The organism is Streptomyces sp. GL_141 (genome assembly GCF_057834385.1).
On sequence record NZ_CM174402.1, the window covers coordinates 2,901,424 to 2,928,172 of the forward strand.

A 26,749-nucleotide genomic window follows, 5' to 3' on the forward strand; every position below is an offset into this window, starting at 1 on the left:
CACACCCCCTCTCCCTCCCCTCCCCTCCCCTCCCAAGGAGAAAGACCCCATGAGCAAGCAGAGCATCCTCGGCCGCGTCACCCAGCTCGCCAAGGCCAACATCAACTCCCTGCTGGACCAGGCGGAGGACCCGCAGAAGATGCTGGACCAGCTCATCCGCGACTACACGAACAACATCTCCGAGGCGGAGCAGGCCGTGGCCACCACCATCGGCAACCTGCGGATGCTGGAGGCGGACCACAAGGAGGACGTGGACGCCGCCGCGGAGTGGGGCGGCAAGGCCCTCGCGGCGAGCAAGAAGGCCGACGAGCTGCGGACGTCCGGGTCGGCCGCCGACGCCGACAAGTTCGACAACCTCGCGAAGGTCGCGCTCGGCCGTCAGATGCAGTCGGAGAAGGAGGCGAAGACGGCCGCGCCGACGATCGCCGCCCAGACCGAGGTGGTCGACAAGCTGAAGTCGGGCCTGGACTCGATGAAGACCAAGCTGACGGAACTGACGGCGAAGCGCGACGAGCTGGTCTCGCGGGCCAAGACCGCGCAGGCCCAGAACACGATGATGGACGCGGTCAAGAACATCGACGTGATGGACCCGACCAGCGACATCACCCGCTTCGAGGAGAAGGTCCGCCGCGAGGAGGCCATGGCCCTGGGCAAGCAGGAACTGGCCGCCTCCTCCCTGGACGCCCAGTTCGAGTCCCTGGACGACCTCGGCAAGACCTCGGAGATCGAGGCCCGCCTGGCCGCGCTGAAGGCGGGCCAGGCCGCCTGAGAACCGGGCCGGGCGAGGCGGGCCGTCCCTCCGGGGGCGGCCCGTACCCGTGTCTCACCAGGGGCTGCGGACCCTGATGCCTAGGGACCGGACCTGCTCGCGGCCCTGTTCGGGAAGCCTCAGCACCAGGTCCTCCCCGACGACCCCGTCGTGCCGCCAGATGCCGTAGAGGCTCTCCAGCGCCGCCTCGGCGACCTCCGGGTCCCGGTCGGTGGTGGCGCCCATCAGGGTTTCCACGACGGGCCGGGTGCGCAGGGAGCCGGCCGCCCGTGCGATCTCGGCCCGTCGCTCCGCCGGGACCTCCGGATCGGCGAGCGAGCGCAGGGTGGCCGCCGTGTCGCGGGAGTCCTGGCAGGGCAGCACGAAGACCGCGTAGACGAGCTGTGTGGTCAGCAGGATCAAGAACAGGTGCGGGGCGAACAGCAGCATCGGCAGCGCCGGGACCAGGACGAGCAGCACCATCCAGCCGCCCCGGATCCGCAGGGGACCGCCGGTCGGCGGCTCGTACCGGCGCCCGGCCAGCGGGGCGGTCACGAGCATGGTCCCGACGGTGAGGAGGGGCACCGCCACCAGCACCACCCGCAGCCCCAGCGAGAAGACCCCGTCGACGAGCCCTTCCGTGAAGCCCAGCACCACCGCCAGGGCCCCCACCCCGACGGCCGCGGTCACGGCGTAACGCCACAGCGCGGTCCACAGCCACTTGCCCGTACTCATTCGCGCATCCCGTTCGTTCCCCCGTGCGACGCGACCCCGGACGGATCGCGCTCCCCGTACGCACTCACTCCTACGTGCTCACTCCTACATACTCACCCGGACGGGCTCACCCGTACATGCTCAGCAGTTGCTCCGCCGACAGTTCCGTCACCGATTCCGCCACCGCTCCCGGGAGCGGGAGTTCGAACCAGACCGTCTTGCCCCGGTGGGTGCGGCGGGTGCCCCAGCCCGCCGAGAGCAGGCCGACCAGCTGGAGGCCGCGGCCGCCCTCGTCGGTGTCGCGGGCCCTGCGGCGGCGGGGCTGGACCAGGTTGGCGTCCCAGACCTCGCAGACCAGGGTCCGGTCCAGCAGGAGGCGCAGCCGGATCTCGCCCTCGCCGTAGCGCAGGGCGTTGGTGACGAGCTCGCTCACCAGGAGTTCCGTGGTGTCGAGCAGTCCCTCCAGGCCCCACGCGGGCAGCTTCGCCCGGGCCAGTTCGCGGGCCCGGCCCACCGAGCGGGCCTCGCGCGGGAGCTGCCAGTCGCCGACCGCGTCGATCGGGAGGCCTTGGACCCGGGCCATCAGCAGCGCGATGTCGTCCTCGCCGTGCCGGGTGTCCAGCGTGTTCAGGACGTGGTCGCAGACCTCCTCCAGGGGGCGGGAGGGGTCGGCCAGCGCGTCGCGCAGGCCGCGCAGGCCCTCCTCCAGCGGGTGCGTGCGGGACTCGACCAGGCCGTCGGTGTAGAGCGCGAGCAGGGCACCCTCGGGCAGTTCGACCTCGACCTCCTCGAAGGGTTCGCCGCCGACGCCCAGGGGCATTCCGGTGGGGATCTCCAGGAGCAGTCCGGGGCGGGGCGCGGCGCCCACCTCCACCGGTTCCACCAGCACCGGCGGCATGTGGCCGGCGTTGGCGATGGTGCAGCGCCGGGTGACCGGGTCGTAGACGGCGTAGACGCACGTCGCGAGGTACACCTCCGAGCGGTCGGCGTCCCGGGAGTGCAGTGCGGCCCGGGAGGCCTGCTGGGAGCCGCCGGGCGCGCCGAGGCCCCGGGCGATCTCGTCCAGCGCGGTCAGCACCTCGGCCGGTTCCAGGTCCAGCAGCGCGAGGGTCCGTACCGCGGTGCGCAGTTCGCCCATGGCCACGGCCGCGCGCAGTCCGCGGCCCATGACGTCGCCGACGACCAGGGCCGTACGGTGCCCCGGCAGCTCGATGACGTCGAACCAGTCGCCGCCGACCTCGGTGGCGGCGTTGCCCGGCAGGTAGCGGCAGGCGATGTCGAGTCCGGCGGCCTCCGGATCGCCGGGGGGCAGCAGGCTGCGCTGGAGTATCAGCGCGCGTTCGTGCTCGCGCCGGTAGAGCCGGGCGTTGTCGATGCAGACGGCGGCGCGGGCGGCGAGCTCCACCGCGACCGCCCGGTCGCGTTCGCCGAAGGGCTCGCTGCCCTTGGTGCGGGAGAACTGCGCGAGTCCGACCACCGTGTCGTGCGCGACCAGCGGGACGACGAGCGTGGACTGGACGAGGTCCCCGGACTCGGGCCCGCCGCCCTCCACCAGCCGCGGTCGCGCCGTGCGCAGGGCGAACGCCCCCGGCGATCCGGCCGGGTAGCGGTGCACCTCCCCTACGGAGACCAGCGCGCCCGGACCGGACAGCGGCGCGTCCGACACGGCCGAGGAGAAGGCCACCCGCCGCAGCGGCGCCGAGGGCGCCCGTCCCGGGCCCTGGCCGGGCAGGCTGGGCACGCCGGGGCCCTGCGGGCGGGCGGGGCGGTCGTCGTCGCCGAGCAGCAGGCCCTGGTAGAGGTCGACGGCGGCCAGGTCGCAGAAGCCGGGGACGGTGACGTCGAGGAGTTCGCGGGCGGTGGTCTCCAGGTCCAGGGAGTTGCCGATGCGGTGTCCGGCCTCGTTCAGCAGGGCCAGGTTGCGCCGGACCCCGGCCGCTTCGCGGGCGGCGAGGTGGCGGCGGGTCACGTCGATGCCGATGCCGGCGACTCCGATGGGTCGGCCGGTGCCGCCGTGGACCCGGTAGAGGTTGATGGACCAGTGGCGGTTGTCGCGGCTGCCGGGGGCGGCGCCGGTGATCTGGAGGTCGTTGACCGAGTCCCCGGTCTCCAGGACCCTGCGCAGCGCTTCGGCCATCCGGTCGGCCTCGTGCGCGGGCAGGTAGTCGTGGACGGTGCGGCCGCGGTGTTCCTCGGCGGCGCCGCCGAAGACGGTGGCGAAGCGGCGGTTGGCCCGCTGCACGGTGAGGTCGGTACCGAAGAGCAGGAACCCGAAGGGAGATTGACCGAATATCGCCTGCGAGGCGGCCAGATCGGATTCGATCCGGCGCAGCGCGCGCACGTCGACCACGACGCAGAGCGCGGCCCGCTCGGCGGTTTCGGTCTGGGTCGGCATCACATAGATCTCGGCCACCCCGTGCGCACCGTCGCCGCCGGGGATCCGGAAGGGGATCAGGCCCGTCCATTCCTTGCCGTCGAGAATCTCGGCCACCCTGCGGTGCGCGCCGGCGCGCAGCTCCGGGGGCATGAAGGCGTCGACGGGGTCGCGGCCGACGGCCTCGGCCGCGGTCAGCCCGAAGAGTTCCTCGGCGCGCAGGCTCCACTGGTCGATCAGACCGTCGGGTCCGATCGAGAAGGAAGCGACCTTTATGTAGTCATATATCGAGCCAGGCGGGCTGCTGTGCCACAGGGAGTCGCGCCAGGTCTCCCCAGACGCTTCCCCGGGCACACGGGCCTGATGTGCCTGTACAGGTATCTCGCTCACGCGACCGTCCCCTCCAGCTCACCGCAACCGGACCGGCCATGACCGAAGTATTCAGCACCACGGCGCTCTACGACACGGCCTTCGCGATCACAAAAAGATCCCGTTGTTTTCCAGCCAAGCCGTGTGATCGTCGGCTGCCCCTCACCTTGTTACTCACCAGGAAGAGCCAATTCGAACCACACGGTCTTCCCCGACTTCCCGTGGCGGGTCCCCCAGCGCTGTGCCGAGACGGCCACGAGGTGGAGTCCGCGACCCCCCTCGTCGTCGGGTTCGGCGATGCGCTCGCGGGGCGGATCCGGAAGCGGATCCGAAACCTCCACGAGAAGTGCCGGACCCGAGGGAGCCTCGGCGGCGGCTGGTTTGCGCCGTACGAGACGGACCCCGATGGGACCGGAGGCGTACCGCAGGGAGTTGGTGACCAGCTCGCTGACCAGCAGTACGGTGACGTCGCCGACGGAGTCGAGGCCCCAGTCGCGAAGGGTGCCGCGCACCGCGTGACGGGCGGTGCGGACGGCACCCGGTTCGGCGGGAAAGGCCCATTCGGCGCATTCACCGTCTGTGTCGATCACGCCGATCACTTCCCGGGCCGGCTGGCGACCCCAGTCCGGTTCGACAAGGACAGAACCACGGGGGACAAGTACGAGATAGGGATTAATAGCGACATACCCGATATTCACGGCGTCGTACCACTCGGCCCCCCACGGACCGGCGCACTGTGGCGCAGACGGCCTAGCGCGTGCGCGTCACGCGCCCCCGCGAACGCCGTGAACGCCGTGAACGCCACGGACTCCCTCGGCGGCGCTCAGCCGGCGGCCCGCCTCGGCGACGGCCGGACGGTCCTGGTCGAGCCAGTCCACCGAGTCCAGCTCCTCGGGCCGGAGCCAGCGCAGCTCGTCGTGGTCCTCCAGCGGCAGCGGATCGCCCGAGAGCAGCCGGGCCGTCCACACGTGCAGGACGAGGCCTGGCTTCAGCGGCCACTCCCCCGGGATCCGCTCCAGCGCCTCGGTCTCGACGCCGAGCTCCTCGCGCAGCTCGCGCACGAGCGCCTCGGGTACGGATTCGCCCGGCTCGGCCTTGCCGCCCGGAAGCTCCCAGCGGCCGGCGAGCTCCGGGGGTGCGCTCCGGCGGGCGGCCAGCAGGCGCCCCTCATGACAAAGGGCTCCGCCCACGACCACTCGTACAGTCATGGACGGAGCCTAAGGCAGCGGCGACGGGCGCGCCGCCCTGCTCAGTTCCTCGTGCCGGTCCGGCCGGCGGTGCTGTCCTGGCCGAGCCGCTCGATCCAGTAGAGCTGCTTGTGCCCTCTGCTTTCGAGGCTGTCGGCGACCTTCTGGGCCTCGGCCCGGGTGGCGTACCGGCCCACCCGGTAGCGGTTGCCGTTGTCGTCCTCACGTATGACCAGCCACGGGAGCAGGGCACCGCTGTCGTTCATCGCGTTTCACCCTCCGCCGACGTACCTGCCCGGGAAACCGCATTGCGCATATGCCCGAGCCTACGCCCGACCTTTACTCAGCGGATACGGTTTTTCACGAAGAGGTACCTCGCAGGCGTACGCATCCGGCCATGCGTACGAGTGGGCCGTGCGCGCCGGTTCAGACCCGGCGCACGGTCGGCAGCGGCAGGATCACCGCGCCGCCCGGGTTCGCCGTGCGGCAGACGTCCCCGCAGGTGGCGTCGAGGGAACAACAGAGCGAGCAGATCGGGCCGGAGACGACGGGGCAGTCGGCGATGTCCGGGAGCTCGTACGCGGACTCGCAGACGGAGCAGAGGTGCGTGGCGGTGACGTCCTCGACGACCACGTCGGGGCCGTTGACCGTGTTCGGCCTGGCCAGGTAGTACTTCCCCTTCGTGGCCCAGGCGATCAACGGGCAGAGGACGAGCGCGAGTCCGGCCGCGATGAAGGTGGAGAAGGCCTCCGCGTATGTCCCGAAAAGGCCGAAGAAGGCGAGGATCGAGACGGTCGAAGCGATCACCATCGAGCCGAAACCGGCCGGGTTGACCGAGTAGAGGTAGGCGCGCTTGAACTCGATGTACGGCGGGCTGAGCCCGAGCCGCTTGTTGATCACGAGGTCGGCGGCCACGGCGACGATCCAGGCGATGCCGACGTTGGAGTAGAAGCCCAGCAGTTTGCCGAGCATCGCGAACATGTTCAGCTCCATCAGCGTCAGCGCGATGCCGAGGTTGAGGAAGATGTACCAGACGCGGCCGGGGTGGCGGTGGGTCACCCGGGAGAAGAAGTTCGACCAGGACAGCGAACCGCTGTAGGCGTTCGTGACGTTGATCTTGATCTGCGACACGATGACGAACAGGGCGGCGACCGGCAGCGCGAGACCGCCGAGCCAGGGGCGCAGCGCCTCCAGTTGCGGGGCGATCGGCTCCAGCGCGTGGGTCTTGCCGACGGCCTCCAGGGCGACGAAGGCGAGGAAGGCCCCGCCGAGCTGCTTCGCGGCGCCGATGATCACCCAGCCGGGACCGGCGGCGAGCACGGCGAGGTTCCAGCGGCGGCTGTTGGCCGGGGTCTTGGCGGGCATGAACCGCAGGTAGTCGGCCTGCTCGCCGATCTGCGCGATGAGCGAGAGCGCGATGCCGGTGCCGAAGCCGAAGCCGATCCAGGAGAAGCCGGAGCCGGCTCCTTGCGTCCCGCCGAAGTGCGCGAAGGCGCCCCAGGCGTCGGGGGCCTCGAAGGCGAGCACGAGGAAGGGCAGGACCAGCCCGATCAGCCAGATCGGCTGGGTCCAGGCCTGCACCTTGGCGAGGGCTCCCATGCCCTTGAAGACGATCGGGATGACGATGAGCGTGGTGAGCAGGTACCCGATCTCCAGCGGCAGCCCGACGGCCTGGTGCATGGCCTGGGCCATGATCGAGCCTTCGAGCGCGAAGAAGATGAAGGTGAAGGAGGCGTAGATGAGGGAGGTGAGGGTGGAGCCGAAGTACCCGAAGCCCGCGCCCCGGGTGACCAGGTCCATGTCCAGGCCGTACGTGGCGCAGGCCCGGGCGATGGGGATGCCGGTCAGGAAGATGACGACGGCGGCCGCCAGGATGGCGGCGGCCCCGCTGGTGAAGCCGTAGGCGAAGACGATGGAGGCGCCGATGGCGAAGTCGGCGAGGTAGGCGATGCCGCCGAGCGCGGTGCCGGCGACGGTGCCGGGGCCCCAGCGGCGGAAGGAGTGGGGCGCGTATCTGAGCGAGTAGTCCTCGCGGCTCTCGTCGGCGGCGAGCTTGGCGTAGCTCCGGCGGGGCGGCGCGGGGGCCGGGGCGGGGGTGACGGTATCGGTCATACCGCCGGAAGGTAGGCCGCTTCCGTGACGGCCCGTCACGCTTGGGCATTGCCCGGGGGTTACACCCCCGGGCCCCGCGTCACGACGGGGTTACACCCCGCGGACCCCCTGTCCGGTGTCCGGTACGGCGGGCTCCGCCGATGCGTTCCGGCTCGCCGCCGTTGCGGGGGCCGGGCCGCCCGGGTTCACCTCACCGGTAGGTGGTACGCCAGGCGGTAGCGGTCGGCCGGGACGATGACGTCGGCGGTTTCCACGGCGCGGCCGGACGCGAAGTAGGTGCGCCCGATCACCAGCACCACGTGCCCCGGTACCCCGCCGAGCTGCATGCTCTCCTCCGCCAGGCCGGGCCGCGCCCCGACCTCCTCCACCACGTTGTCGACGACCACGTCGATCGCCGCCATCCGGTCGACGACGCCCGCGCCCCCGAGCGGCCCCTCCTCCGGCAGCATCACCGGCGTCCGCCCGGTCACCGTCAGCGGCTCCCAGGAGGTCGACAGCATCATCGCCTCGCCCGCGTCGCGGTAGACGTACCGCGTCCGCATCACCCGCTCGCCCGGCTCGATGCCGAGCCGCTTCGCGATGTCCGCCGGGGCGGCGGCCTGTTCGCTGCTGGAGTCCCAGGTGCCGCGCGCGCCCGCCTCCGCCTGTTCCTGCCGGAAGGGGGTCGAGACACCGCCCGTGCGGTAGCCGGAGCGGGCGACGCGCCGCGGGACGGGTTGTTCGCGCACGTAGGTGCCGGATCCGGACCGGCCCTCGACCAGGCCCTCCGCCATGAGGACCTTGCGCGCCTCCAGGGCCACCGTGTCGGAGACCCCGTACTCCTCACGGATCCGGGCCTGCGAAGGGAGCCGGGCGTGCGGAGGCAGGGACCCATCGACGATCTTCCGTCGCAGATCCCCGGCGACGCGCAGATAGGCCGGCTGCTCGCCGAAAGTCACAGGCCACTCCCATCAGGTTGACAGACAGCTACACCCTGGCAACCGACGGTTGTACATCGCAAGCAAGGGCCAGAGTTTCACCCGAAGTGATGAAGCCAGGTCACTCAAACCCACGCGTCCCACGCGTTACGCGGACTCCCGGGAAGGACTCCGCGCGGGACCGGGCGAGCTGCCCGGCGGACCCGACCCGTCCCTCCCGTCCCCCTCGGATCCCGCCAGCCACTGGGGAACCTTCGTCGACAGTCCGTACGCCCCGCGCAGCGCCTTCTCCAGCTCGACCGGCAGCGCGGCGGCCGCCCGGTCCCACGCGTCCAGGAAGGCCTCCTCGGTCTTCGCCCGCGCCGCCCGCTGCCACGCGAGCCGTGCGACCTCCAGCCGCTCCCGCTGCACCCCGGCCGGACCTGCCAGCTCGGGCCGCCCCTTCACCGTGTCCAGGAACCGTGACTCGGCGCCCAGCGCCTTGTCCATCTCCCACGCCCAGGCCCGGTAGGAGAGCAGGTCGTCGGCCACCTCTTCGACCGGCTGCTCGTCCACCGCCTCGTCCACCCCCCGCATGACCTTCAGGAAGGCCACCTGCTCGGGCGTCAGCATGCCCGCGTCGTTGCGCAGGCTGCCGCGGTGGTCCCGGTCCGGGGTGCCGATCACGCACACGATCCGCCGGTCCCCCTCGCTCCAGCTGCGGCGCGTGGGGGCGAAGTAGTACAGCTCCGCGTACGAGGGCAGGGCCCAGGTGTCCATCGCGTACGCGTCCTGCGCGCTCCGGCATTCCTTCGCGGCGCTGCTCCTCAGCTGCTCCGCCCCGGGAAACCGCGGCTCGCTCATCGAGGTCGCGGAGGTGACCTCCGCGTCGTGGACCTCGGCGCAGTCGATCCGGAACACCAGGGGCGCTGCGGCGAGCAGGTCACCGCCGGCCACGTTGAAGCAGTGCCCGACGCGCAGTTCGGAGGCGTCGACGAGCGTGCCCGGCACGTCCCCGCGGAGCTGCGCCGCGCGCCGGGAGCCGCTCCGTTCGTCGAGCGCGTCCGCGGCCCGTCCGAGCACGGGGACCGCCAGGACGGCGGCGAGGCTCATCACCAGCGACACCACCAGCCCGCAGACGGCGAGCGCCTTGCCCCGGTCGCCCTTCTTCGCGATCTGCGCGAGGGCCACGATCGCGAAGACGATGCCCAGCGGCGGGAAGCAGAGCAGCCCGACGAGCAGGGAGGCGAGCGCGAAGCCGTTGAGCGGGCGCGGCCCGTACGCGTACCCCTGCGGGGGCGGGGCGGGCCAGTGGTGCGGGGGCTGGGTGGTCACGGGGCTCCAGGAGGCGGGCGAACGAATGCGCGAATGGTACGCAGCGGGGGCGACCGCCGAAACGGTCGCCCCCGCCTGTTCATCGCGTCCCTACGACCCTGGCATCAGCCGGAGCGCCGGAACCCGGGCGTCAGAACTGCAGCGCCCAGGAGTCGATCTTGCCGGTGTCGATGTTCGCGTTGTCGTTGACCCGGAGCTTCCACACGCCGTTGGCCACCTCGGAGGAGGCGTTGACCGCGACGGTCTTGATGATGTTGTCCGCGCTGCCGCCCGAGCGGTTGTGCAGGTTGTACAGGGTTCCGTCGGGGGCGACCAGGTCGACCTTCAGGTCACCGATGTACGTGTGCTTGATGTCGACCGAAACGCTCAGCGTGGCCGGGGCGTTGCCGGAGATCCCGCTGACGGTGAGCGGCGAGTCGACGGTGGAGTTGTCGGCGATCGCGTAGTCGTTCAGGTTCTCGAAGCGGGTGCCCGGGTTGGGCGGGGTGGTACCGGTGCCGACGCGGAGCAGGCGGTTCGGGGAGCCGGTGCCGGGGCTGGTCACCACGTTCGGGGTCGCGGCGGCGACGAGGCCCGCGGAGATCTGGGCCGGGGTGCTGCCCGGGTTGTCCGCGAGGTAGAGGGCGGCCGCGCCCGCGACGTGCGGAGAGGCCATCGACGTGCCCGAGATGGTGTTGGTGGCCGTGTCGCCCGTGCCCCACGTGGAGGTGATCGAGGAGCCCGGCGCGAAGAGGTCCAGGACGGTTCCGAAGTTGGAGTAGCTGGCCTTGGCGTCCGTGTTGGTGGTGGCGCCCACCGTGATCGCCTCGGTGACGCGCGCCGGGGACTTGGTGGAGGCGTTGGCCGTCTCGTTGCCCGCCGCGACGGCGTAGGTGATGCCGCTGGCTATGGAGTTGCGCACCGCGGTGTCCAGGGCGGAGTCCGCGCCGCCGCCGAGGGACATGTTCGCCACGGCCGGCTTGACGGCGTTCGCGGTCACCCAGTCGATGCCCGCGACGACCTGGGCCGTCGTGCCCGAGCCCTGGTTGTTGAGCACGCGGACGCCGACGATCTTCGCCTTCTTGGCCACGCCGTACGCGCCGCCCGCGACGGTGCCGGCGACGTGCGTGCCGTGGCCGTGGCCGTCCTGGGCGGTGTTGTCGTTGTCGATGGCGTCGTAGCCGTCGGCGGCGCGGCCGCCGAAGTCCTGGTGGGTCTTACGGACACCGGTGTCGATGATGTACGCCGTCACACCCTCGCCGGCCTTGTCCGGGTAGGTGTAGCTCTGGTTCAGCGGGAGGGCCGCCTGGTCGATCCGGTCCAGGCCCCAGGAGGGCGGGTTGGGCTGGGTGGCATCGACGGTGAACACCCGGTTCTGCACGACGGACTTGACGGCGGGGTCGGCGGCGAGCTTCTTGGCCTGCGCCTCGGAGACCTCGACGGAGTAGCCGTTGAGGGCCGCGCTGTAGGTCCGGTCGATCCTCGCGCCGTACCGCTTGGCCACGGCCTTTCCGCTGTCCGCGGTGGAGCGGGCGGCGGAGTCGTTCAGGGTCACGATGTAGCTGCCGGAGATGGTGCCCTGCGCGCCGGCGTTCTCGATGACGCCCTGAGGGGCGAGCGGGGCGGCCGAGGCGGGTAAGGCGAGGGCGGCTCCGAGCGCGAGGGCCAGGGTGGCGGTCGCTCCGATGCCGGTGATCTTCCGGCGGGTGTGACGCGTCGCAGACATCTGAGGGGTCCTCCTCATAGGTGGTGCGTTGCGGGGGGTGCGCGAGCGGTCGGGCGCGGCGGTTCAGGGCAGGTTTTAGCCATGCCCATGACAATCAATTCGGCCCAACGATGCGCCGCTGACGAAAGGTTGGCCCACGGAGTCGCTCCACCACAAGAGGACAACGAACGCGTAACATCCGTGCCATACCTCGGCCATGAACGAGCAAAGGCTCTCCGCACATGACGCACGCACTACCCGGCTACGTCTGCGCCGAAGACGGCACCCGCGCCGACGTGCGGACGGCTCCGTGGTGCTGCCCGCTCTGCGGAGGTCCGTGGGACCTCGACTTCGTCCCCGACCCGGCCGCCGCGCTGGATCCCGCGGCCGGGCCCCACTCGCTCTGGCGCTACGGCTCCGCACTGCCGCTGACGGGGGCCTTCGCCGTCACGCTGGCGGAGGGCAACACCCCGCTGGTGCCCCTGTCGGAGCGGGTGCACGCCAAACTCGACTTCCTGATGCCCACGCTGTCGTTCAAGGACCGCGGCGCGGTGATGCTCGTGGAGGTCGCACGCCGGCTGGGGCCCCGGCGGGTGGTGGCCGACAGCAGCGGCAACGCCGGTACGGCCTTCGCGGCGTACTGCGCACGGGCCGGGCTGAGCTGCGAGGTCTTCGTACCGGAGGGCACCTCGGCGAAGAAGACGGAGCAGATGCGCGCGCACGGCGCGACGGTGACGGTGGTGCCGGGCGGACGCGAGGCGGCGGCGGTGGCGGCCCGCGAGGCGGCGGATCTGCCGGGGGTGTTCTACGCCAGCCACGTCTTCAACCCGTACTTCCTGCACGGCACCAAGACGTACGTCTACGAGATCTGGGAGGCGCTGGGCGGTCACCTGCCCGAGGTGATCGTCGTCCCGGTCGGCAACGGCACGCTGCTGCTCGGGGCCGCGCTGGCGGTCGGGGAACTGGGCCGCCGCGGGGTCCGCCCGCCGACGCTGGTCGCCGTCCAGTCGGCGGCCGTCGCCCCGCTGGCCTCCGCCTTCCACGCGGGCGCCGAGGACGCGGACGCCGTCCCCCAACTCCCCACCCTGGCCGAGGGGATCGCGATCCCGGCTCCGCCGCGGGCCCGCCAGATCCTGGCGGCCGTCCGCGCGTCCGGCGGGACCTTCCTGACCGTCACCGACGACCAGGTCCGCGCGGCCCAGCTCGACCTGGCCCGGCGCGGGCTCTTCGTGGAGCCCACGGCCGCCGCCTGCTGGGCCGCGGTCGGACCCACCGCGCCCGACGACCCCCTCCGGGGCCGCACCGCGGTCGTCCCGCTCTGCGGCGCGGGCGCCAAGACGGGACTGGCCGCGCCGGCTGCCTGACCGGGGGCCCGGCCAGGGCGCCCCGGTCCGGAAAACCCCCGATGGATGCAGAGGCCAACGACATAGGCTCCGCGTCATGCGCACCCCAACGGCCCGTGTCTGGATCGCCCTCGCCCTCGTCTACGTCGTCTGGGGTTCGACCTACCTCGGCATCCGGATCGTCGTCGAGACCATGCCCCCGTTCCTCTCCGCCGGGGCCCGCTTCATCACCGCCGGCCTCCTCCTGGCCGGCCTCGTCGCCTGGCGCGACGGCCCGGCCGCCCTCAAGGCCACCGGCGCCCAGGTGCGCGCCGCCGTCCTGGTCGGGCTGCTGCTGGTGCTCGGCGGCAACGGCCTCGTCGTCCTCGCCGAGACCTCGATCCCGTCCGGGCTGGCCGCCCTGCTGGTGGCCGCCGTACCGATGTGGCTGGTCGTCCTGCGCGCCGGCTCCGGAGACCGCCCCTCCCCCCGCACCGTGGCCGGGGTGCTGCTGGGGCTCGGCGGACTCGCCGTCCTGACCAGCCCGGGACTCGGCGGGGAGATCGCGCTCGGCGGCGTGCTCCTGGTGCTGGCCGGCTCGGTGTGCTGGTCGCTCGGCTCCTTCTCGGGCTCGAAGCTGACCCTGCCCGCGAACCCCTTCACCGGCAGCGCGTACCAAATGCTCGCGGGCGGGGTCGGCGGGATCCTCGTCGGCCTGTGCCGCGGCGAACAGCACGGGCTGGACCTCACCTCGTACTCCACCGCGTCCTGGCTGGCCCTCGGCTACCTCGTGCTGTTCGGCTCGCTCGTCGGCTTCACGGCGTACGTCTGGCTGCTGCGCGCGGCTCCGCTCTCGCTGGTGGCCACGTACGCCTACGTGAATCCGGTCGTGGCCGTCGCCCTGGGCCGGCTCATCCTCGACGAGGCCCTGACCTGGCCGATCCTGCTCGGTGGCGCGATCGTCGTGGCGGCGGTGTGCGTGATCGTGAGCACCGAGCGGCGCGCCTGACACCGGTCAGCCCGCGGGCTTCGCCGCCCGCTCGTACAGGGCTTTGGCCCGGTCGTCGAACAGGGCGGCCGTGGAGTCCACGTCCGTGTCCCCGCCGCTCAGCACCCCGATGAGCTGCCCCGGCCGCCCCGGCCCGCCGCGGTCGGCGATCCACGGGCTGCCGCTGGTCCCCGTCCAGAACCCGGAGCAGTTGATGTAGAGCATCGCGGGGTCGTCCTCGTCGTGCTTGCTCTGCGTCGTACAGGCGACGGGCTTGTTCTCGGGGTTGTGCTCGGACTGCGGATAGCCGACGACGGTCACCTCCCGCTCGTAGCCGGAGGTCCACACGGGCTTCGGGGCCTCGCCGCGTCCGACGACCTCTTGGAGGCTGCGCCCGTCGGCGTCCGGTTCGACGGTGAGGAAGGCGAAGTCGGCGGTGTCCTCGCCCCACTTCGTCCAGCGATCGTCGACCTGGATGGAGCGCACCTTCCACAGGCCGAGCGGCCGCTGCCCGGAGCCCTCCCCGGAGAAGGCGGGGGCGAAGGCGAGCTCGCCGATGGCCAGCCCGTCGTGCGCGGCCTCGCCCGGCCGCCCGTCCTCGCCGGCGGGGGCCACGCAGTGCGCGGCGGTGGCGACGACGTTGCCCTGCGGGCTGTCGACGACGCTGGCCGTGCACCAGTGCTCGCCGTTGGCCATGAGGACGCCGACGGTGGGGAAGGGGAGCGCGCCGCCTTCCTCGTAGTCGCCGGAGTCCCCCACGAACAGCACGGCGAGCAGCGCGGCGGCCCCCGCGAGGGCGGCCGAGACGATCCCCTTGAGCCCGGAGCTCACCGCGGGGCGGCGCCGCTCGCGCCGCCGCTCGGGGCCGGCCGGGGCTTCGGGGTGGGTGCGGACATCACCTTGCTGATCCACTCCAGCGCACCCTCCCTCATCCCGCGTACGTAGGACTTCCCGTTGTGCTCACCATCCTGGATCACCTGGAGCGTGGTGTGCACGGGACCCTTGCCGTAGTTCGTCATGAACCGCTCGGCCTTCTCCCGGCCGGATTCCGCGGTGCCGATCTGGAAGTTCACGTAGACGTCCGGGCCGCCCGCCGCGATCAGCTTCGCGGCGAGCTTCTCGGGGTTGTTCTCGTCCATGGCCTGCGTGTTTCCCTTCCACAGCGGGGAATCGGGGACGATGTCGACCCCGCTCGCGATGGCCGCCTTGAAGCGGTCGGGGTACTTCAGGACGTGCTTGAAGGCGCCGAATCCGCCCGCCGAGGAGCCCATGAAGGCCCAGCCGTCGCGGGAGGTGAAGGTCCGGAAATTGGCCTTCGTGAAATCCGGGACGTCTTCGACCATCCAGGTGCCCATCTTGGGCTCTCCGGGGATGTCCGAGGCGTCGAAGTGGTGCTTGGTGTCGGCGTTGTGCACCGGCATGACCAGGATGAAGGGCAGGCTCTTGCCGGACTTCGCCCCGTCGCTCACGGCCTGCTGGAGGCCGAGGCCGGGGCCCGTGCCCCAGTAGTTCGTGGGGTAGCCGCGGCCGCCGGGCAGCGAGATGAGGACCGGGAAGGCGCTGTCGGCGTACGCCGGGTCGTCGTACTCCTTGGGCACCCACACCCACACGTCGCCCGTGAACCCGGACTTCTTGCCCGTCAGGGTGGTCTTGGCGATCTGGGTGCCGTCCGGCAGCCGGGAGGTCCGGACGAACGCGGCCTTCGGCCCGGTGGGCATGCGCACGCCGGACGCGGACCCGGTGTCGGCGGTGGTGGAGGCCGCGGTCTTCGACTTCCCGAAGGAGACGGGATCGCCTATGTCCGAGAAGAGGCCGTAGTGGTACGCGGCCGCCCCGCCGCCGGCCAGGAGGGTGAGCCCGAGCCCCCCGCTGATCAGGATCAGGCGCAGCCGGCGCTTGGGGCGGCCGCCCCCGGTCGCGGCGGCGCCGCCGGTCCCGGCCATGCCTCCGGGTCCGGCGGCGCTTTCGGTCGTGGCGGCGCCGTCCCCGGTCGTGGCGGCCCTGTCACCCTGCAGGTCTTGGTGCACGGATCGTTCCCGTTCCCTCTCCGGCGCCCCCTGGGAGCGCGGGCTGGACCGTTTGGTCCCCCTTACATCCATAACAGAGGTGTGAACGACCGGATGGGTTGCCTGGGACGGGTGGACGTGTCGAGGGCCACGCGGGTCAGCCGGTTTCGGGCTTCGGACCCTTCAGGACCTTGCTGACCCATTCCAGTGAGCCCTCCTTCATGCCGCGCACGTAGTGCCAGCCGTTGTGCTCGCCGTTCTGGATCTCCCGGATGGTCATCTTGACCGGGCCCTTGGCGTACTTCTGCTGGAACTGCGTCATGCGGTCCTTGCCGCTCTCCTTGGTCCCGATCTGGAAGTTGATGTAGACCTCGGGACCGCCCGCGTCGATCAGCTTCTGGGCGAGCTTCTCGGGGTTGTTCGCGTCCATCTCCGCCTGGTGGCCCTTCCAGAACGGGGAGTCGGGGACGATCTCGCCGCCGCTCGCGATCACGGCCTTGAACTTGTCCGGGTGCTGGAGGACCTGCTTCATGCCGACGAAGGCGCCGGAGGAGGAGCCCATGAAGGCCCAGCCGTCGCGGGACTTGTACGTACGGAAGTTGGCGCGGGTGAAGTCCGGGACGTCCTCGGCGATCCAGGTGCCCATCTTGGGCTGGCCGGGGATGTCGGAGCCGTCGTAGTAGTACTTCGCGTCCGGGTTGAGCACCGGCATGATCACGATGAACGGCAGGCTCGTGCCGGCCTGGACGCCCTCGCTGACGGCCTTCTGGAGGCCGAGGCTGCGGTCGGCCCAGTAGTTGTTCGGGAAGCCGTTGCCGCCGGGGAGCGCGATGAGGACCGGGAAGCCGCTCTTGGCGTACTTCGGGTCCGTGTACTCCTTGGGCGTCCACACCCAGACGTCGCCCTCGAAGCCGGACTTGGCACCCTTGAGGCGGGTCTTGGCGATGATCGTGCCGTCGTCGAGCTTGGTGGTCTGCTTGAACTCGGAGGCCGGGCCGGTCGCCGGCTGTACGTCCGGGTCGCCGGTCGGGGCGGGCGGGCTCGCGGGGGTCTGGCCCGGGTTCCCCTGCGCCGCACCCGGGCCGGCGGGGGTCGGGGTCTTGCCGAAGCTCACGGAGGAGCCGTTGCCGGAGAACCAGTCCAGCTTCCAGGCGGCGAAGCCACCGCCGCCGAGGACGAGCACGAACGCGACGGCCGCGCCGGTCCACACCGCACGGCGGGAGCGGGTGCGGCGGGAGCCCCGCGGGGGCTCGGGTATGTGCGGGGGGACGTACTGCTGGTCCTGCCGGTACGGCGGGTGCGACGGGTAGGGCTGGTACGGCTGGTTCTGCTGGTCATCGGGCCGCGGGCGCTGCGGGTCCTGGTGCACGAACTTCGCTCCGAACGGTCATGACTGCCCCCCGGTGGGACAGAAGGGACTGGGATCCCCCTAGTCCTGATGTGTGAATCCCCCGGAAAGTTCCAAATCAGCGCAAAATCATGATCCGAATTTTTCCGTGTGCCTCACCTCAGCGCGTCGAGGACGCCCGCGCACCGCCCGAGCAGTCCGATCAGCAACTCCCGCTCCTCGCCGCTGAACTCGGCGGCGAGTGCCCGCTCCACCGCCACCGCTCCCGCGTCGGCCAGCTCCATCGCGGAGCGCCCCTCGTCGGTGAGCCGGGTCTCCAGGACGTTGCGGTGCAGTTCGTGCGGGGTCCGCTCGATGAGCCCGCGCTCCGCGAGGTTCTTCAGCACGGTGTTCATGGTCGGCGGCGTCACCCCGCACAGGCGCGCGAGCGAGGCGGCGGAGATCCCGGGCTTCTCGGAGAGCCAGAGCAGGGCGGCGTACTGCGGAACCGTTACTGCGGCCGGCTTCACCGCCGTGTTCTTGGCCCCGAGGAGCGCCTGCTCGGCGCGCTTGAGGTGGGAGCCGATGCGCTCCTCGGCGGGCATGGAGGTCATCCACGCATCATAAAGCCCTTGCGTGCATTAGAGCTCTAACTTACATTCGTGCCCATCCAGAGAGAAGAGGACGTCCGATGACCAAGAAGCCGGCGAAGAAGTTCTTGCCCGCCGCCCTGCTCACCCTGACCGCCGCCCTGACCCTCGGACCGGCCCCCGCCGCCACGGCCTCGGCCGGCGACGCCCCCGCCGGCCGGGATGTCCGTACGGAGATCTCCACGGCCTTCGCGCTGCCCGGCGAGCGGGTCTTCCCGGAGGGCATAGCCGCCGACCCCCGCACCGGCACGGTCTACGTCGGCTCCTACACGAACGGCGCCGTCTACCGGGCCCGCTCCGGCGCCCGCACCGCCGAGGTCTTCCTGCCCCCGGGCACCGACGGCCGCCACACCGCGAACGGACTGCGGGTCGACGGACACGGCCGGCTCTGGGTGACCGACTCCACCTCGGGCGTCTCGGTCCACGACACCCGCTCGGGGGCGCGGCTGGCCCACTTCGAGATACCCGGGAGCGGGCCGCGCTTCCTCAACGACCTGGCCGTCACCCCGGACGGCACCGCGTACCTCACCGACAGCGTCCGCGCGGTGGTCTACCGGGTCACCCCGGAACAACTCGCCACCGGCTCCGGCCCGCTGCTGCCCGCGTACGACCTGAGCGGGCACCTGACCCCCTCCCCGGCGGGCGGCTTCAGCCTCAACGGCATCACCGCGGACCCGGCCGGGCGGTTCCTGCTCACCGTCGACATGACGGCCGGCGAGCTGTACCGCATCGACCCGGTCTCCGGGGCGGTGTCCCGCGTGGTCCTGACCGGCGGGGGCCTGAAGACCGCCGACGGACTCGACCTCGCCCCCGGCGGGGTGCTGCGCGCGGCCCAGAACACGCGGAACACCCTGAGCCGCTGGCAGATGTCGGCCGACGGCACGCGGGCCCGGCTGGTGCGCACCGTCACGGACCCCGCGCTCCAGATCCCGACCACGCTGGCGCGGGTACCGGGGCGGACCCTGGTGGTCCGGTCCCAGTTCGACAAGGACGGCGGTCCGCTGCCGCCGACCGGTGGCGCGCCGACCGCGTTCACGGTCGCCTCGGTCCGCGGGTTCTGACCGCGGGCGGGCCGGGACGGCGGATCCGGACAGCGGGCCCGTCAGCCCCGCAGGTAGGCCAGGACGGCGAGGACCCGGCGGTGGGATTCCTGCGCCGGGGGCAGGTCGAGCTTCATCAGGATGTTCCCGATGTGCTTGCCCACCGCCGCCTCCGAGACGGTGAGGCGGCGGGACACCTCGGCGTTGGAGTGGCCCTCGGCGACCAGGGCCAGGACCTCCCGCTCGCGGGCCGTCAGCCGTTCCAGGGGGTCGCGCCGGCGGCTGATGAGCCGGCGCACCACCTCGGGATCGACGACGGTCCCGCCGGCCGCCACCCGCGCGACCGCGTCGCGGAACTCCTCCACCTGCCCGACGCGGTCCTTGAGCAGGTACCCGACGGCCGTCCCGTCGCCGGAGTCGAGCAGCTCGGCCGCGTACGAACGCTGCACGTACTGGGAGAGGACCAGGACGGGCAGGTCCGGCCGGGTCTCGCGCAGCCGCACGGCCGCCCGCAGTCCCTCGTCGGTGTGGTCCGGGGGCATCCGCACGTCGGTGACGACGATGTCCGGCCGGTGCTCGGCGACGGCCGCTTCGAGCGCGGCCGCGTCGCCGACGGCCGCCACCGTGCGGTGGCCGAAGCGGGCGAGCAGGCCGACGAGGCCCTCGCGGAGCAGCACGGAGTCCTCGGCGAGGACCACGCGCAGCCCCGCCGGGGGGTTTACCGGATCTTCGGTTCCTTCGGGACGCAAGGGATCTCCACACGCAGCAGGGTCGGACCTCCGGGAGGACTCGTCAGGGTCAGTCTGCCGTCCACGACGGACACCCGGTCGGCGAGCCCCGTCAGTCCGCTCCCCCGCCCCGCGTCCGCGCCGCCGCTGCCGTCGTCGGCGACCTCCACGGTGAGGAGGGTTCCGTCGTGCCGGCCGGTGACGGTGATCCGGCCCGCCCCGCTGTGCTTGGCCGCGTTGGCCAGGGCCTCGCTGACGAAGAAGTACCCGGCGGACTCGGCCTGTTCGGGCAGCCGGCCGGGGAGGTCGAAGTCGGTGTCGACCGGGATCGGCGAGCGGTCGGCGATGTCGGCGACGGCGTCGGGCAGGCCCCGGTCGCTGAGCACCTGCGGATGGATGCCGTGGACGAGCTCGCGCAGCGAAGTCAGCGCCAGCCCGGCCTCGGCGTGCGCGGCGGCCAGTTGCGCGGCGAGCGGGCTGCCGGCCGGGGCGTCGAGCCGGGCCAGGCCCAGGGTCATGGACAGCGCCACGAGCCGCTGCTGCGCGCCGTCGTGCAAGTCCCGTTCGATGCGCCGCCGTTCGGCGTCGAAGGCGGCCGCGAGCCGGGCCCGGGAGCTGGTCAGCTCGGTGACCTTGACGGCCAGGTCGCCGGGGCCGGGTCCGAGCATCAGCCGGGCCAGGGCCGCGCGGGCGGCCGCCACCGCGCCGAGCCCGTAGAGGAAGAGCGGGAGGAGGAGCAGGCCGACGGCGGCGCACAGCAGGGCCTCGGGGTAGCCGGTGATGCCGTGGATCTTGAGGGGGTTGGCCTGTTGCCCGTCGAGGGCGAGCAGGACCGGCGTGGCCAGGAGGTCGGCGGGCAGCAGGAACGCGGCGCCGACGGCGAGCAGTTCCAGCGGCCACAGCAGGGTGGCGGCGAGCACCGCGTAGCCCAGTTCCCGCCAGGTCGCCTGCTCGCCGAAGCGGGTGCGGGCCCATGCCGCGAGCCCCGTACGGTCCGGGTCGCGGTGCGGGTCGGGCAGCGGCGCGGAGCCGGGGTCGATCAGCCGCAGCCGGCGGCGCTCGACGGCCGCGAACGGTACGCCGGCCAGCGCGAGCGCGGCGAGCAGCGGGAGCCCCACGAGGAGGACGGCGAGCGCCGCCCCGGACACGGCGAGCAGGGTCAGCACGGTGAACGCGAGGGCGCCGGCGATGCCGCCGGTGAGCAGGTAGGCGGCGGCGCGCCACGGCCGGGCGGTGCGCAGGTACCGGCCCGGCGCGGGGAGGGAGAGCGGCATGCGTCCACCGTAGGCGGCGGCTGCGGGCGGCGCGGTAGGGCTGGCCATACCCCTTGTACTCACCCCTGCCCCGCTGACCGGGGGCCGTGCGGCCGGTTGGCTGGGAGCCATGCTGAAGATCGCGTTGAGGTCGCTGCGGCGGCGCTGGATGACACAGGTGGGAACGTTCGTGGCGGTGGCCCTGGGGGTCGCGCTGATGACGGTCATGGGGCTGGGGCTCGCCGCTTCGGCGGCGCTGCCGCCGGGGGCCGACGTGGTGGGCCTCAACTCGATGCTGGGCACCGCGGGCGGGGTGAGTTCGTTCGTGGCGGCCTTCGTGGTGGCGTCGACCTTCTCCTACGCCGTGGCCGCGCGGCGGCGTGAGCTGGGGCTGCTGCGGCTGGCCGGATCGACGCCGGGGCAGCTGCGGCGCCTCGTGATGACGGAGGCGGCGGCGGTCGGGCTGGCCGGGTCGGCGGCCGGGATCGCCCTGGGCCGGGCGGGTGCTCCGCTGATGGCCCGCTGGACGGTGACGCAGGGGCTGGCGCCCGCCGGGTACGCGATCGGGGACCAGGCCTGGCCGCTGCACACGGCGTTCTGGACGGGGCTGCTGGTCGCGCTGTGCGGTGCGTACGCCGCTTCCCGGCGGGCGGGCCGGGTCGGTCCGCTGGAGGCGCTGCGCGAGGCGGTGACCGACGAGCGGCCCATGACTCCAGGGCGCTGGGTGACCGGGGGCGGGCTGCTGCTGTGCGCGGTCGCCCTCCTGGGGTGGCGGCTCGGGTCGGACCCGGGCGAGCTGCTCAAGCGCAAGACGTACACCGTGCAGCCGATGCTGCTGATCTCCGCGTGCGGGATGCTGGCGCCGGTGCTCGTACGGCCCGTCGTACGGCTGCTGATGTGGGTCCCGGCCCGGCTGACCTCCTACGCGGGCCGGCTGGTGCGGGCGAACGCCGCCGCCGGGATCCGCCGGACGGCCGCGGTGGCGGCGCCGGTGCTGGTGATGGTCGCGCTGACCGGATCGCTGCTGGGATCGGCGGGGACCCTGAAGGAGGCCAAGACGGTGGAGGCCCGCGCCCGCACCGGCGCGGACTACGTGCTGACCGGTGGGCGGCTGCCGTACGAGGCGGCGGGACGGGGGTTCGCCGGCGTCCCGGCGGCGAGCGCCCTCGCGGTGGCCGACACCCGGCTGACGGTGCTGGAGGAGGGGTTCGTGAAGGTGCCGACGGAGGCCTCGGCGGTCGACCCGGCGGCGCTGGCGGAGGTCTCGCGGCTGCCGGTGGTGGCGGGCTCGGTCGCGGACCTGGACGACGGCGGCATCATCGTCACGGAGGAGTGGTGGCAGCACCGGGTGGGCGACTCGGTACCGCTGTGGCGGGCGGACGGCACCGCCGCCCGGCTGCGGATCGTGGCCGTGATGCGGACGGGCACGGGCAACAACGGGGCCTACGTCACCCCGCGCAACGCGCCCGGCGCCGAGGTGTCGCGCATCGAGGTCAGGGCTCCCGCGTCCGCGGCCTCCGCGGTCCGGGCGGCGGCGGCCCGCTACGGGGCCACGGCCCACACCAAGGAGGAGTGGCTGACGGCGACGCACCCGCGCACGAACCGCTTCACGGTGCTCGGCTACGTCCTGGTCCTGGGCATCGCCCTGCTCTACACGGCGATCGCGCTGGCCAACACCCTGCTGATGGCCACCTCCGACCGGGCCGGCGACCTGCGCCTGCTCCGGCTGGCCGGGGCCACCCGGGGCCAGGTCCTCGCGGTGACGACGGCCGAATCCCTGCTTGCGGCCGCGGTCGGCGCCGTCCTCGGGACGGCGGTCACCGCGGTCAACCTGGCGGGCATGCGCGCCGCCCTCGCGGTCCTCGGCGTCGACTCGCCGGTGGTGGTCCCCTGGCTCGAGATGGGCGCGGTCGCCGGTGTCTGCGCCGCGCTCTCGGCCCTGTGCACCCTGCTGCCCGCGGCCCGCGCCCTGCGCCGCCGGACAGGGCGGCGCAGGGCGCGGTCGGGTGAAGTACCCGGTACAGGTGCCGAGTTGGCCTCGGCCTGAGGCCGGACGGCCCGGACTGCCTGGATTACCCGGACTGCCCGGGCCACCCGGGCTGCCCGGGCCGTCGCGGCTCAGTCCAGGGTCGGGGCCTGGCGCAGGATCTCGACCTCGAGGCGCTGGAGCGCGGGGCTCGACGAGATCCCCAGGTCCTCGGCCATGCGCCGCTGGTGCATCCGCAGCACCGAGAGCGCGTCGGCCTGACGTCCGGCCCGGTACAGGGCCAGGCTGAAGAGTTCACAGCCGTATTCGCGCAGCGGATGGGACTGGGTGAAGCCCGCCAGTTCCGAGACGGCCACTTCGTGGGCGCCCACGGCGATCAGTGCCGCGCAGCGGCCCTCGACCACCGACAGGCGCAGTTCCTCCAGGCGCACCACCTCGGGCGACACGTGGGTGGCATCGGAGACTTCCGCGTACGCCTCCCCGCGCCACAGGGCGAGCCCGGCCTCGAACTCACCGAGGGCCCGCTGCGGGTCACACCGGTCCAGCGCCTGCCAGCCGGCGGTCGCGCATGTGCCGAACCGGTGGGCGTCCACGTCGACGACACTGCTGTCGAGCAAATAGCCGCGCCCCCGGGTGCGCAGTACCTTCGCGGGCTTGCGCGGCGCGCGGTCCGGCTCCAGCACCCGGCGCAGGTTGGCGATGTAGGCGTGCAGCGAGGAGATCGCCGACTGCGGCGGCTGACCGTCCCACAGCGCTTCCACCAGGACGTCGACCGATACGGGCTGGCCCACCTGGCTGACCAGCAGGGTGAGCGCCGCCCGCTGCTTCGTGGCCCCGAGGTCCACGTAGCGTCCGCCGATGGTGGCCTCGATCGGGCCCAGGACCCGGAACTCGACCTTGGTCGGCGGTACGTCCCCGGCTTCCTCCGGGTCCTCCTGCGCCCACCGGACTCCGCCGTGTGGCCGCGGAGCGGGGGGCTGGGGCGCGACGGCGTGCGCACCAGCCCGCTCGCGGGCCATCTCGAAGACGGCGGCGGGCGGCGGGGACTGGAGATCGAGCTCCAGCGCCATCGTGAAGTACATCTTCAGCGTCTCGTTCGCCTGGCGGAGTTCCCGTACTTCCCGCTCCAGCTCGGCGACGCTGCGCGTGCTCCTGCCTCCCAATCGCTGTCCGACGACAATGTCCGTACCACGTCTACCGTCGGCCCTGAGGTCTGCGGTCAACACACCGAAATCAATTTCTTCGTTCACTGCCTCTGTACTCATCAAGCTCCCCCGAAAGATGCGTACGTCCCGGCCTCAGCCGGATGACGAGTGTCGTCACCTCTGCACCAGGAAGGATCCAGCATGGCGATCAAGGATGACAACCCCCGCTGAAAATCTCGTGAGTTGAACTTTAGCCAGCCGGAAGGCATATGCCAGAAAGGTAGATCCGGGCAACGTTCGGAATCCCGCACTCCCCGGCACGATGACGTTCTACTCGTCACTGATCATGCTCGGAGCGCCGGGGTGGGGTCCATTCCGCTTCCCCTCCGACCGGCGCTCCGCAATAAGGTCCCCGACTACCGCGCGAAGATCAGCGTGGTCGGCGAAGGCGTGCTCTGGAAGGTGATTTCAGCGAAGCCGGCCTTGGTGAGCCAGGCGTGGTAATCGGCACGGCTCCACGTGCCCCCGTGCCGGCTCTTGAGCAGCATTTCCGAGGCGAAGGTCAGCGCGAAGGGAGGGCCGCTGCGGTCGTCCTCGACAATGTAGTCGGAGACGACGAGCGTACCGCCGGGCTTCAGGGCACCGCGCGCCTTGGCGAAGATCGCGATGTTGTCCTCCGCCCCTTCCTGGTGGGCGATGTTGGAGTACATCACGATGTCGTGCGCGGAGTCGCCGAACCCGGTGGTGTGGAAGTCCCCGTCGATGTAACCGACGCGATCGGCGACGCCCCGCTGCGTGAGCAGCCGGCGGGCGATCGAGTTGATCGGCTCCCAGTCGAGCTGGGTCGCGCGCGCCTCGGGGTTCAATTCCAGCCAGATGCCCGAGCAGATGCCCGAGCCGCCGCCGATGTCGAGGATCGAGATCTCCCCGGCCTCCGACAGCCGCAGCGTCTCGGCGGCGATCTTCGCGACGGGCACCGACTGCGCGGCGATGGCCTGGACGAGCTGCTCCCAGTGCGGGTTGTCGGCCACCTCCACCACGGCGTCCGTCAGCGGGCCGCCGGCGCGGACGACCTCGGGAAGCACCGAAAGGCTGCCCATGTGGCCCATCTTGAGCTGGGCGAACCCGCTCAGCGATGCGGCGCGGCCGTCCACCAGGAAGGCGGACGCCTCGGCGGTGTTGCGGTAGTCGCCGCCGTCCACCTCGACCAGGCCGATGCTGACCAGGCCGTCGAGGAGGGCTTGCGCGCCCCGCTCGGAGATCCCGGCGAGGTCGGCCAGGTGGGCGGCGGAGGTCGCACCGTCCTCCAGGTGCGTGAACAGGGAGTAGTGCGCCGCCGTGCCCAGGATGCCGGTCGCCCAGTACCCCGTGATGAGCCCCATGATCCGATCCGACGTCGGCTGGCCGTTGCTCATGCCGTCCCCACCATGCTTCCCGAGAGCTGACGCGGCACCGACCGGACGGCCGGCTTCGCTTCCACGTGCTGCGGGGCGGCCGGAACCCAGCTCCCCAGGACCATTTCGGCCGTGATTCCGGGACCGAATCCGGCAATCACGCCGGTGGATCCCGCCGACAGCCGCTCGGCTTCTTCGAACTGCCGGCGGAGGGCGTCGAACACGACCGCGCTGGCGATGTTCCCGTATTCCGTCAGCGTGGACCAGCTGTGCCGGAAGACCGTCCGGTCCACGTTGAGGAACTTGGCGAGGTCGTCCAGAATGCGGGGCCCGCCGGCGTGGATGATGTAGAAATCCAGATCGCCGATGTCCCAGCCGTGGAGCGTGGCCAGGTCGCCCAGCACAGGAGCGATCGGCTCCATCGTTCCGGGCACTCGGCGGTCGAGCTGGAAGTGGAATCCGGTGTCGCGGACGGAGTACGAGATCCAGTCCTCGGTGTTCGGAATGAGGTAGGAGGCGTTGCGCTCCAGCAGGACGCCGGCGCCGCCGCTGCCCCGCACCACCGCGGCCGCGACCGCGTCACCGAACAGCCCGTCCGACAGCAGCGAGCCGACGTCGTCGGCATCCGGCTGGTAGCACAGCGAGCACAGCTCGCAGGAGACGATCAGGACGTTGCTCTCGGGGTGCGCCACGCAGAAGTCGTGAGCGCGGTTGATCGCCGCACCACCCGCGGCACAGCCGAGCTGCGCGATGGGGAGCTGCCGCGTGTCGTAGCGGAACCCCATCTCGTTGATCAGCCACGCGGTGAGCGAGGGCATCATGAACCCGGTGCACGAGACGTAGATGATCGCGTCGATGTCCGTCGCCACCAGGCCCGCGTCCTCCAGGGCCTTTTCTATGACTTCCGGGCACCGCTTCTTCGATTCGATCTCGTAGATGCGATTGCGTTCCTGGAAACCGGGGTGGCGCAGCGTCTTTTCGATCGGCTGGACCAGGTGACGCTTGCGCACCCCCGTGTTCTCTATCAGTCGAAGGGCCAGCGGAAGCTGCGGCTTGCCCGCGTGCGCCTCCCTGGCGAATGCCAGAGTGTCTTCCATCGTGATGATGTGTTCCGGCACGCTCACCGAAGGCTTACATAGAATTGGCATACCTGGCATCTATCTCTCTGATGTAGAGAATTTCTGCTGCCCTCACAGCGTGTACGTTCCCCAACATCGCGTATGGCGCTTGCTACTGGCTTGGCGGTGACTTGCCTTCCCCGGGTCCTTTCGACCGGACCATTCGGCCGGACCTTTCTCCGGGGCCTTTCGCCTGGCCTTTCCCCCTGCGGACGGGGACCGGGGGGCGCCCCCGCCGGACGCACTGGCCGAAACTCGCCGCCCGGCGGCCCCCGGGAACGACGGAGCCCCGGCCGTGGACGGCGACCCCGAAGGTCCTCCGCCCCCGGCCGGGGCTTCCGCGCGCCGCCGGGAGGTCCCGGCGGCGTCCTG

At 71.9% G+C, this 26,749-nt stretch carries 23 protein-coding genes; 5 read left to right on the forward strand and 18 right to left on the reverse strand.

The genetic code is table 11. The annotated features are described in order from the left end of the window. The first annotated feature begins 49 nt into the window (after window positions 1-49). Entirely contained in the window at window positions 50-769 is a 720-nt protein-coding gene (locus AC3IX6_RS12265; protein ID WP_489370147.1) for a PspA/IM30 family protein, read from the forward strand. Window positions 770-823: 54 nt separating this feature from the next. Here the strand turns inward: AC3IX6_RS12265 and AC3IX6_RS12270 are convergent, their stop codons facing one another. The 9 genes from AC3IX6_RS12270 to AC3IX6_RS12310 form a co-directional block, all read right to left on the reverse strand. Continuing rightward, window positions 824-1,483, reverse strand: a complete 660-nt coding sequence (locus AC3IX6_RS12270; RefSeq protein ID WP_489370148.1) for a HEAT repeat domain-containing protein — start codon at window positions 1,481-1,483, stop codon at window positions 824-826. Between the two features lie 106 nt (window positions 1,484-1,589). After that, complete coding sequence (locus AC3IX6_RS12275; protein ID WP_489371423.1) at window positions 1,590-4,190, reverse strand: SpoIIE family protein phosphatase; 2,601 nt, start codon at window positions 4,188-4,190, stop codon at window positions 1,590-1,592. A gap of 185 nt (window positions 4,191-4,375) precedes the next feature. Beyond that, window positions 4,376-4,804: an ATP-binding protein gene (locus AC3IX6_RS12280; protein WP_489370149.1), complete on the reverse strand. Its 429-nt coding sequence runs from the start codon at window positions 4,802-4,804 to the stop codon at window positions 4,376-4,378. A 165-nt stretch (window positions 4,805-4,969) separates the two neighbouring features. Then, the gene (locus AC3IX6_RS12285) at window positions 4,970-5,413 is read right to left on the reverse strand and encodes a (deoxy)nucleoside triphosphate pyrophosphohydrolase (protein ID WP_489370150.1); all 444 of its coding nucleotides are present in this window, start codon (window positions 5,411-5,413) and stop codon (window positions 4,970-4,972) included. Window positions 5,414-5,454: 41 nt separating this feature from the next. Continuing rightward, a complete protein-coding gene (locus AC3IX6_RS12290) occupies window positions 5,455-5,658 on the reverse strand; it encodes an SPOR domain-containing protein (protein ID WP_403712415.1) in 204 nt (67 codons plus the stop codon). Window positions 5,659-5,818: 160 nt separating this feature from the next. Further along, the gene (locus AC3IX6_RS12295; protein ID WP_489370151.1) at window positions 5,819-7,504 is read right to left on the reverse strand and encodes a purine-cytosine permease family protein; all 1,686 of its coding nucleotides are present in this window, start codon (window positions 7,502-7,504) and stop codon (window positions 5,819-5,821) included. A gap of 185 nt (window positions 7,505-7,689) precedes the next feature. After that, entirely contained in the window at window positions 7,690-8,442 is a 753-nt protein-coding gene (locus AC3IX6_RS12300; protein ID WP_327304786.1) for a GntR family transcriptional regulator, read from the reverse strand. Window positions 8,443-8,568: 126 nt separating this feature from the next. Continuing rightward, window positions 8,569-9,735, reverse strand: coding sequence for a DUF4190 domain-containing protein (locus tag AC3IX6_RS12305; protein ID WP_489370152.1), 1,167 nt, complete (start codon window positions 9,733-9,735; stop codon window positions 8,569-8,571). 130 nt (window positions 9,736-9,865) lie between these two features. Next, window positions 9,866-11,440 carry a S8 family peptidase gene (locus AC3IX6_RS12310; RefSeq protein ID WP_489370153.1) on the reverse strand — a complete coding sequence of 525 codons (1,575 nt, stop codon included), beginning with the start codon at window positions 11,438-11,440 and terminating at the stop codon, window positions 9,866-9,868. Window positions 11,441-11,661: 221 nt separating this feature from the next. Here AC3IX6_RS12310 and AC3IX6_RS12315 point away from each other — a divergent pair, with 221 nt between their 5' ends. Then, a complete protein-coding gene (locus tag AC3IX6_RS12315) occupies window positions 11,662-12,783 on the forward strand; it encodes a threonine synthase (RefSeq protein WP_489370154.1) in 1,122 nt (373 codons plus the stop codon). Between the two features lie 76 nt (window positions 12,784-12,859). Next, window positions 12,860-13,750, forward strand: a complete 891-nt coding sequence (locus AC3IX6_RS12320) for an EamA family transporter (RefSeq protein WP_489370155.1) — start codon at window positions 12,860-12,862, stop codon at window positions 13,748-13,750. A 6-nt stretch (window positions 13,751-13,756) separates the two neighbouring features. On the opposite strand, the gene AC3IX6_RS12325 is transcribed toward AC3IX6_RS12320, so the two are convergent. From AC3IX6_RS12325 to AC3IX6_RS12340, 4 genes are all read right to left on the reverse strand, one after another. Beyond that, a complete protein-coding gene (locus tag AC3IX6_RS12325) occupies window positions 13,757-14,641 on the reverse strand; it encodes a trypsin-like serine peptidase (protein WP_489370156.1) in 885 nt (294 codons plus the stop codon). After that, window positions 14,557-15,672 carry an alpha/beta hydrolase gene (locus tag AC3IX6_RS12330; protein ID WP_489371424.1) on the reverse strand — a complete coding sequence of 372 codons (1,116 nt, stop codon included), beginning with the start codon at window positions 15,670-15,672 and terminating at the stop codon, window positions 14,557-14,559. The genes AC3IX6_RS12325 and AC3IX6_RS12330 overlap by 85 nt, the downstream gene beginning before the upstream one ends. 220 nt (window positions 15,673-15,892) lie before the next feature. Next, a complete protein-coding gene (locus AC3IX6_RS12335) occupies window positions 15,893-17,104 on the reverse strand; it encodes an alpha/beta hydrolase (protein WP_489370157.1) in 1,212 nt (403 codons plus the stop codon). A gap of 134 nt (window positions 17,105-17,238) precedes the next feature. Then, window positions 17,239-17,676 carry a MarR family winged helix-turn-helix transcriptional regulator gene (locus tag AC3IX6_RS12340; protein ID WP_489370158.1) on the reverse strand — a complete coding sequence of 146 codons (438 nt, stop codon included), beginning with the start codon at window positions 17,674-17,676 and terminating at the stop codon, window positions 17,239-17,241. A 77-nt stretch (window positions 17,677-17,753) separates the two neighbouring features. Here AC3IX6_RS12340 and AC3IX6_RS12345 point away from each other — a divergent pair, with 77 nt between their 5' ends. After that, window positions 17,754-18,773: an SMP-30/gluconolactonase/LRE family protein gene (locus AC3IX6_RS12345; protein ID WP_489370159.1), complete on the forward strand. Its 1,020-nt coding sequence runs from the start codon at window positions 17,754-17,756 to the stop codon at window positions 18,771-18,773. Window positions 18,774-18,814: 41 nt separating this feature from the next. Here the strand turns inward: AC3IX6_RS12345 and AC3IX6_RS12350 are convergent, their stop codons facing one another. Then, the gene (locus AC3IX6_RS12350) at window positions 18,815-19,456 is read right to left on the reverse strand and encodes a response regulator (protein ID WP_489371425.1); all 642 of its coding nucleotides are present in this window, start codon (window positions 19,454-19,456) and stop codon (window positions 18,815-18,817) included. A gap of 14 nt (window positions 19,457-19,470) precedes the next feature. Continuing rightward, window positions 19,471-20,754 carry a sensor histidine kinase gene (locus tag AC3IX6_RS12355; RefSeq protein WP_489370160.1) on the reverse strand — a complete coding sequence of 428 codons (1,284 nt, stop codon included), beginning with the start codon at window positions 20,752-20,754 and terminating at the stop codon, window positions 19,471-19,473. Window positions 20,755-20,863: 109 nt separating this feature from the next. Between AC3IX6_RS12355 and AC3IX6_RS12360 the strand changes: the two genes are divergently transcribed. Further along, a complete protein-coding gene (locus AC3IX6_RS12360) occupies window positions 20,864-22,780 on the forward strand; it encodes an FtsX-like permease family protein (protein WP_489370161.1) in 1,917 nt (638 codons plus the stop codon). Window positions 22,781-22,851: 71 nt separating this feature from the next. On the opposite strand, the gene AC3IX6_RS12365 is transcribed toward AC3IX6_RS12360, so the two are convergent. The 3 genes from AC3IX6_RS12365 to AC3IX6_RS12375 form a co-directional block, all read right to left on the reverse strand. Then, entirely contained in the window at window positions 22,852-23,883 is a 1,032-nt protein-coding gene (locus AC3IX6_RS12365) for an AfsR/SARP family transcriptional regulator (protein WP_489370162.1), read from the reverse strand. A gap of 398 nt (window positions 23,884-24,281) precedes the next feature. Beyond that, window positions 24,282-25,247, reverse strand: a complete 966-nt coding sequence (locus tag AC3IX6_RS12370; RefSeq protein ID WP_489370163.1) for a methyltransferase — start codon at window positions 25,245-25,247, stop codon at window positions 24,282-24,284. Window positions 25,248-25,276: 29 nt separating this feature from the next. Then, window positions 25,277-26,407, reverse strand: coding sequence for a type III polyketide synthase (locus AC3IX6_RS12375; protein ID WP_489371426.1), 1,131 nt, complete (start codon window positions 26,405-26,407; stop codon window positions 25,277-25,279). Between the last annotated feature and the right edge of the window lie 342 nt (window positions 26,408-26,749).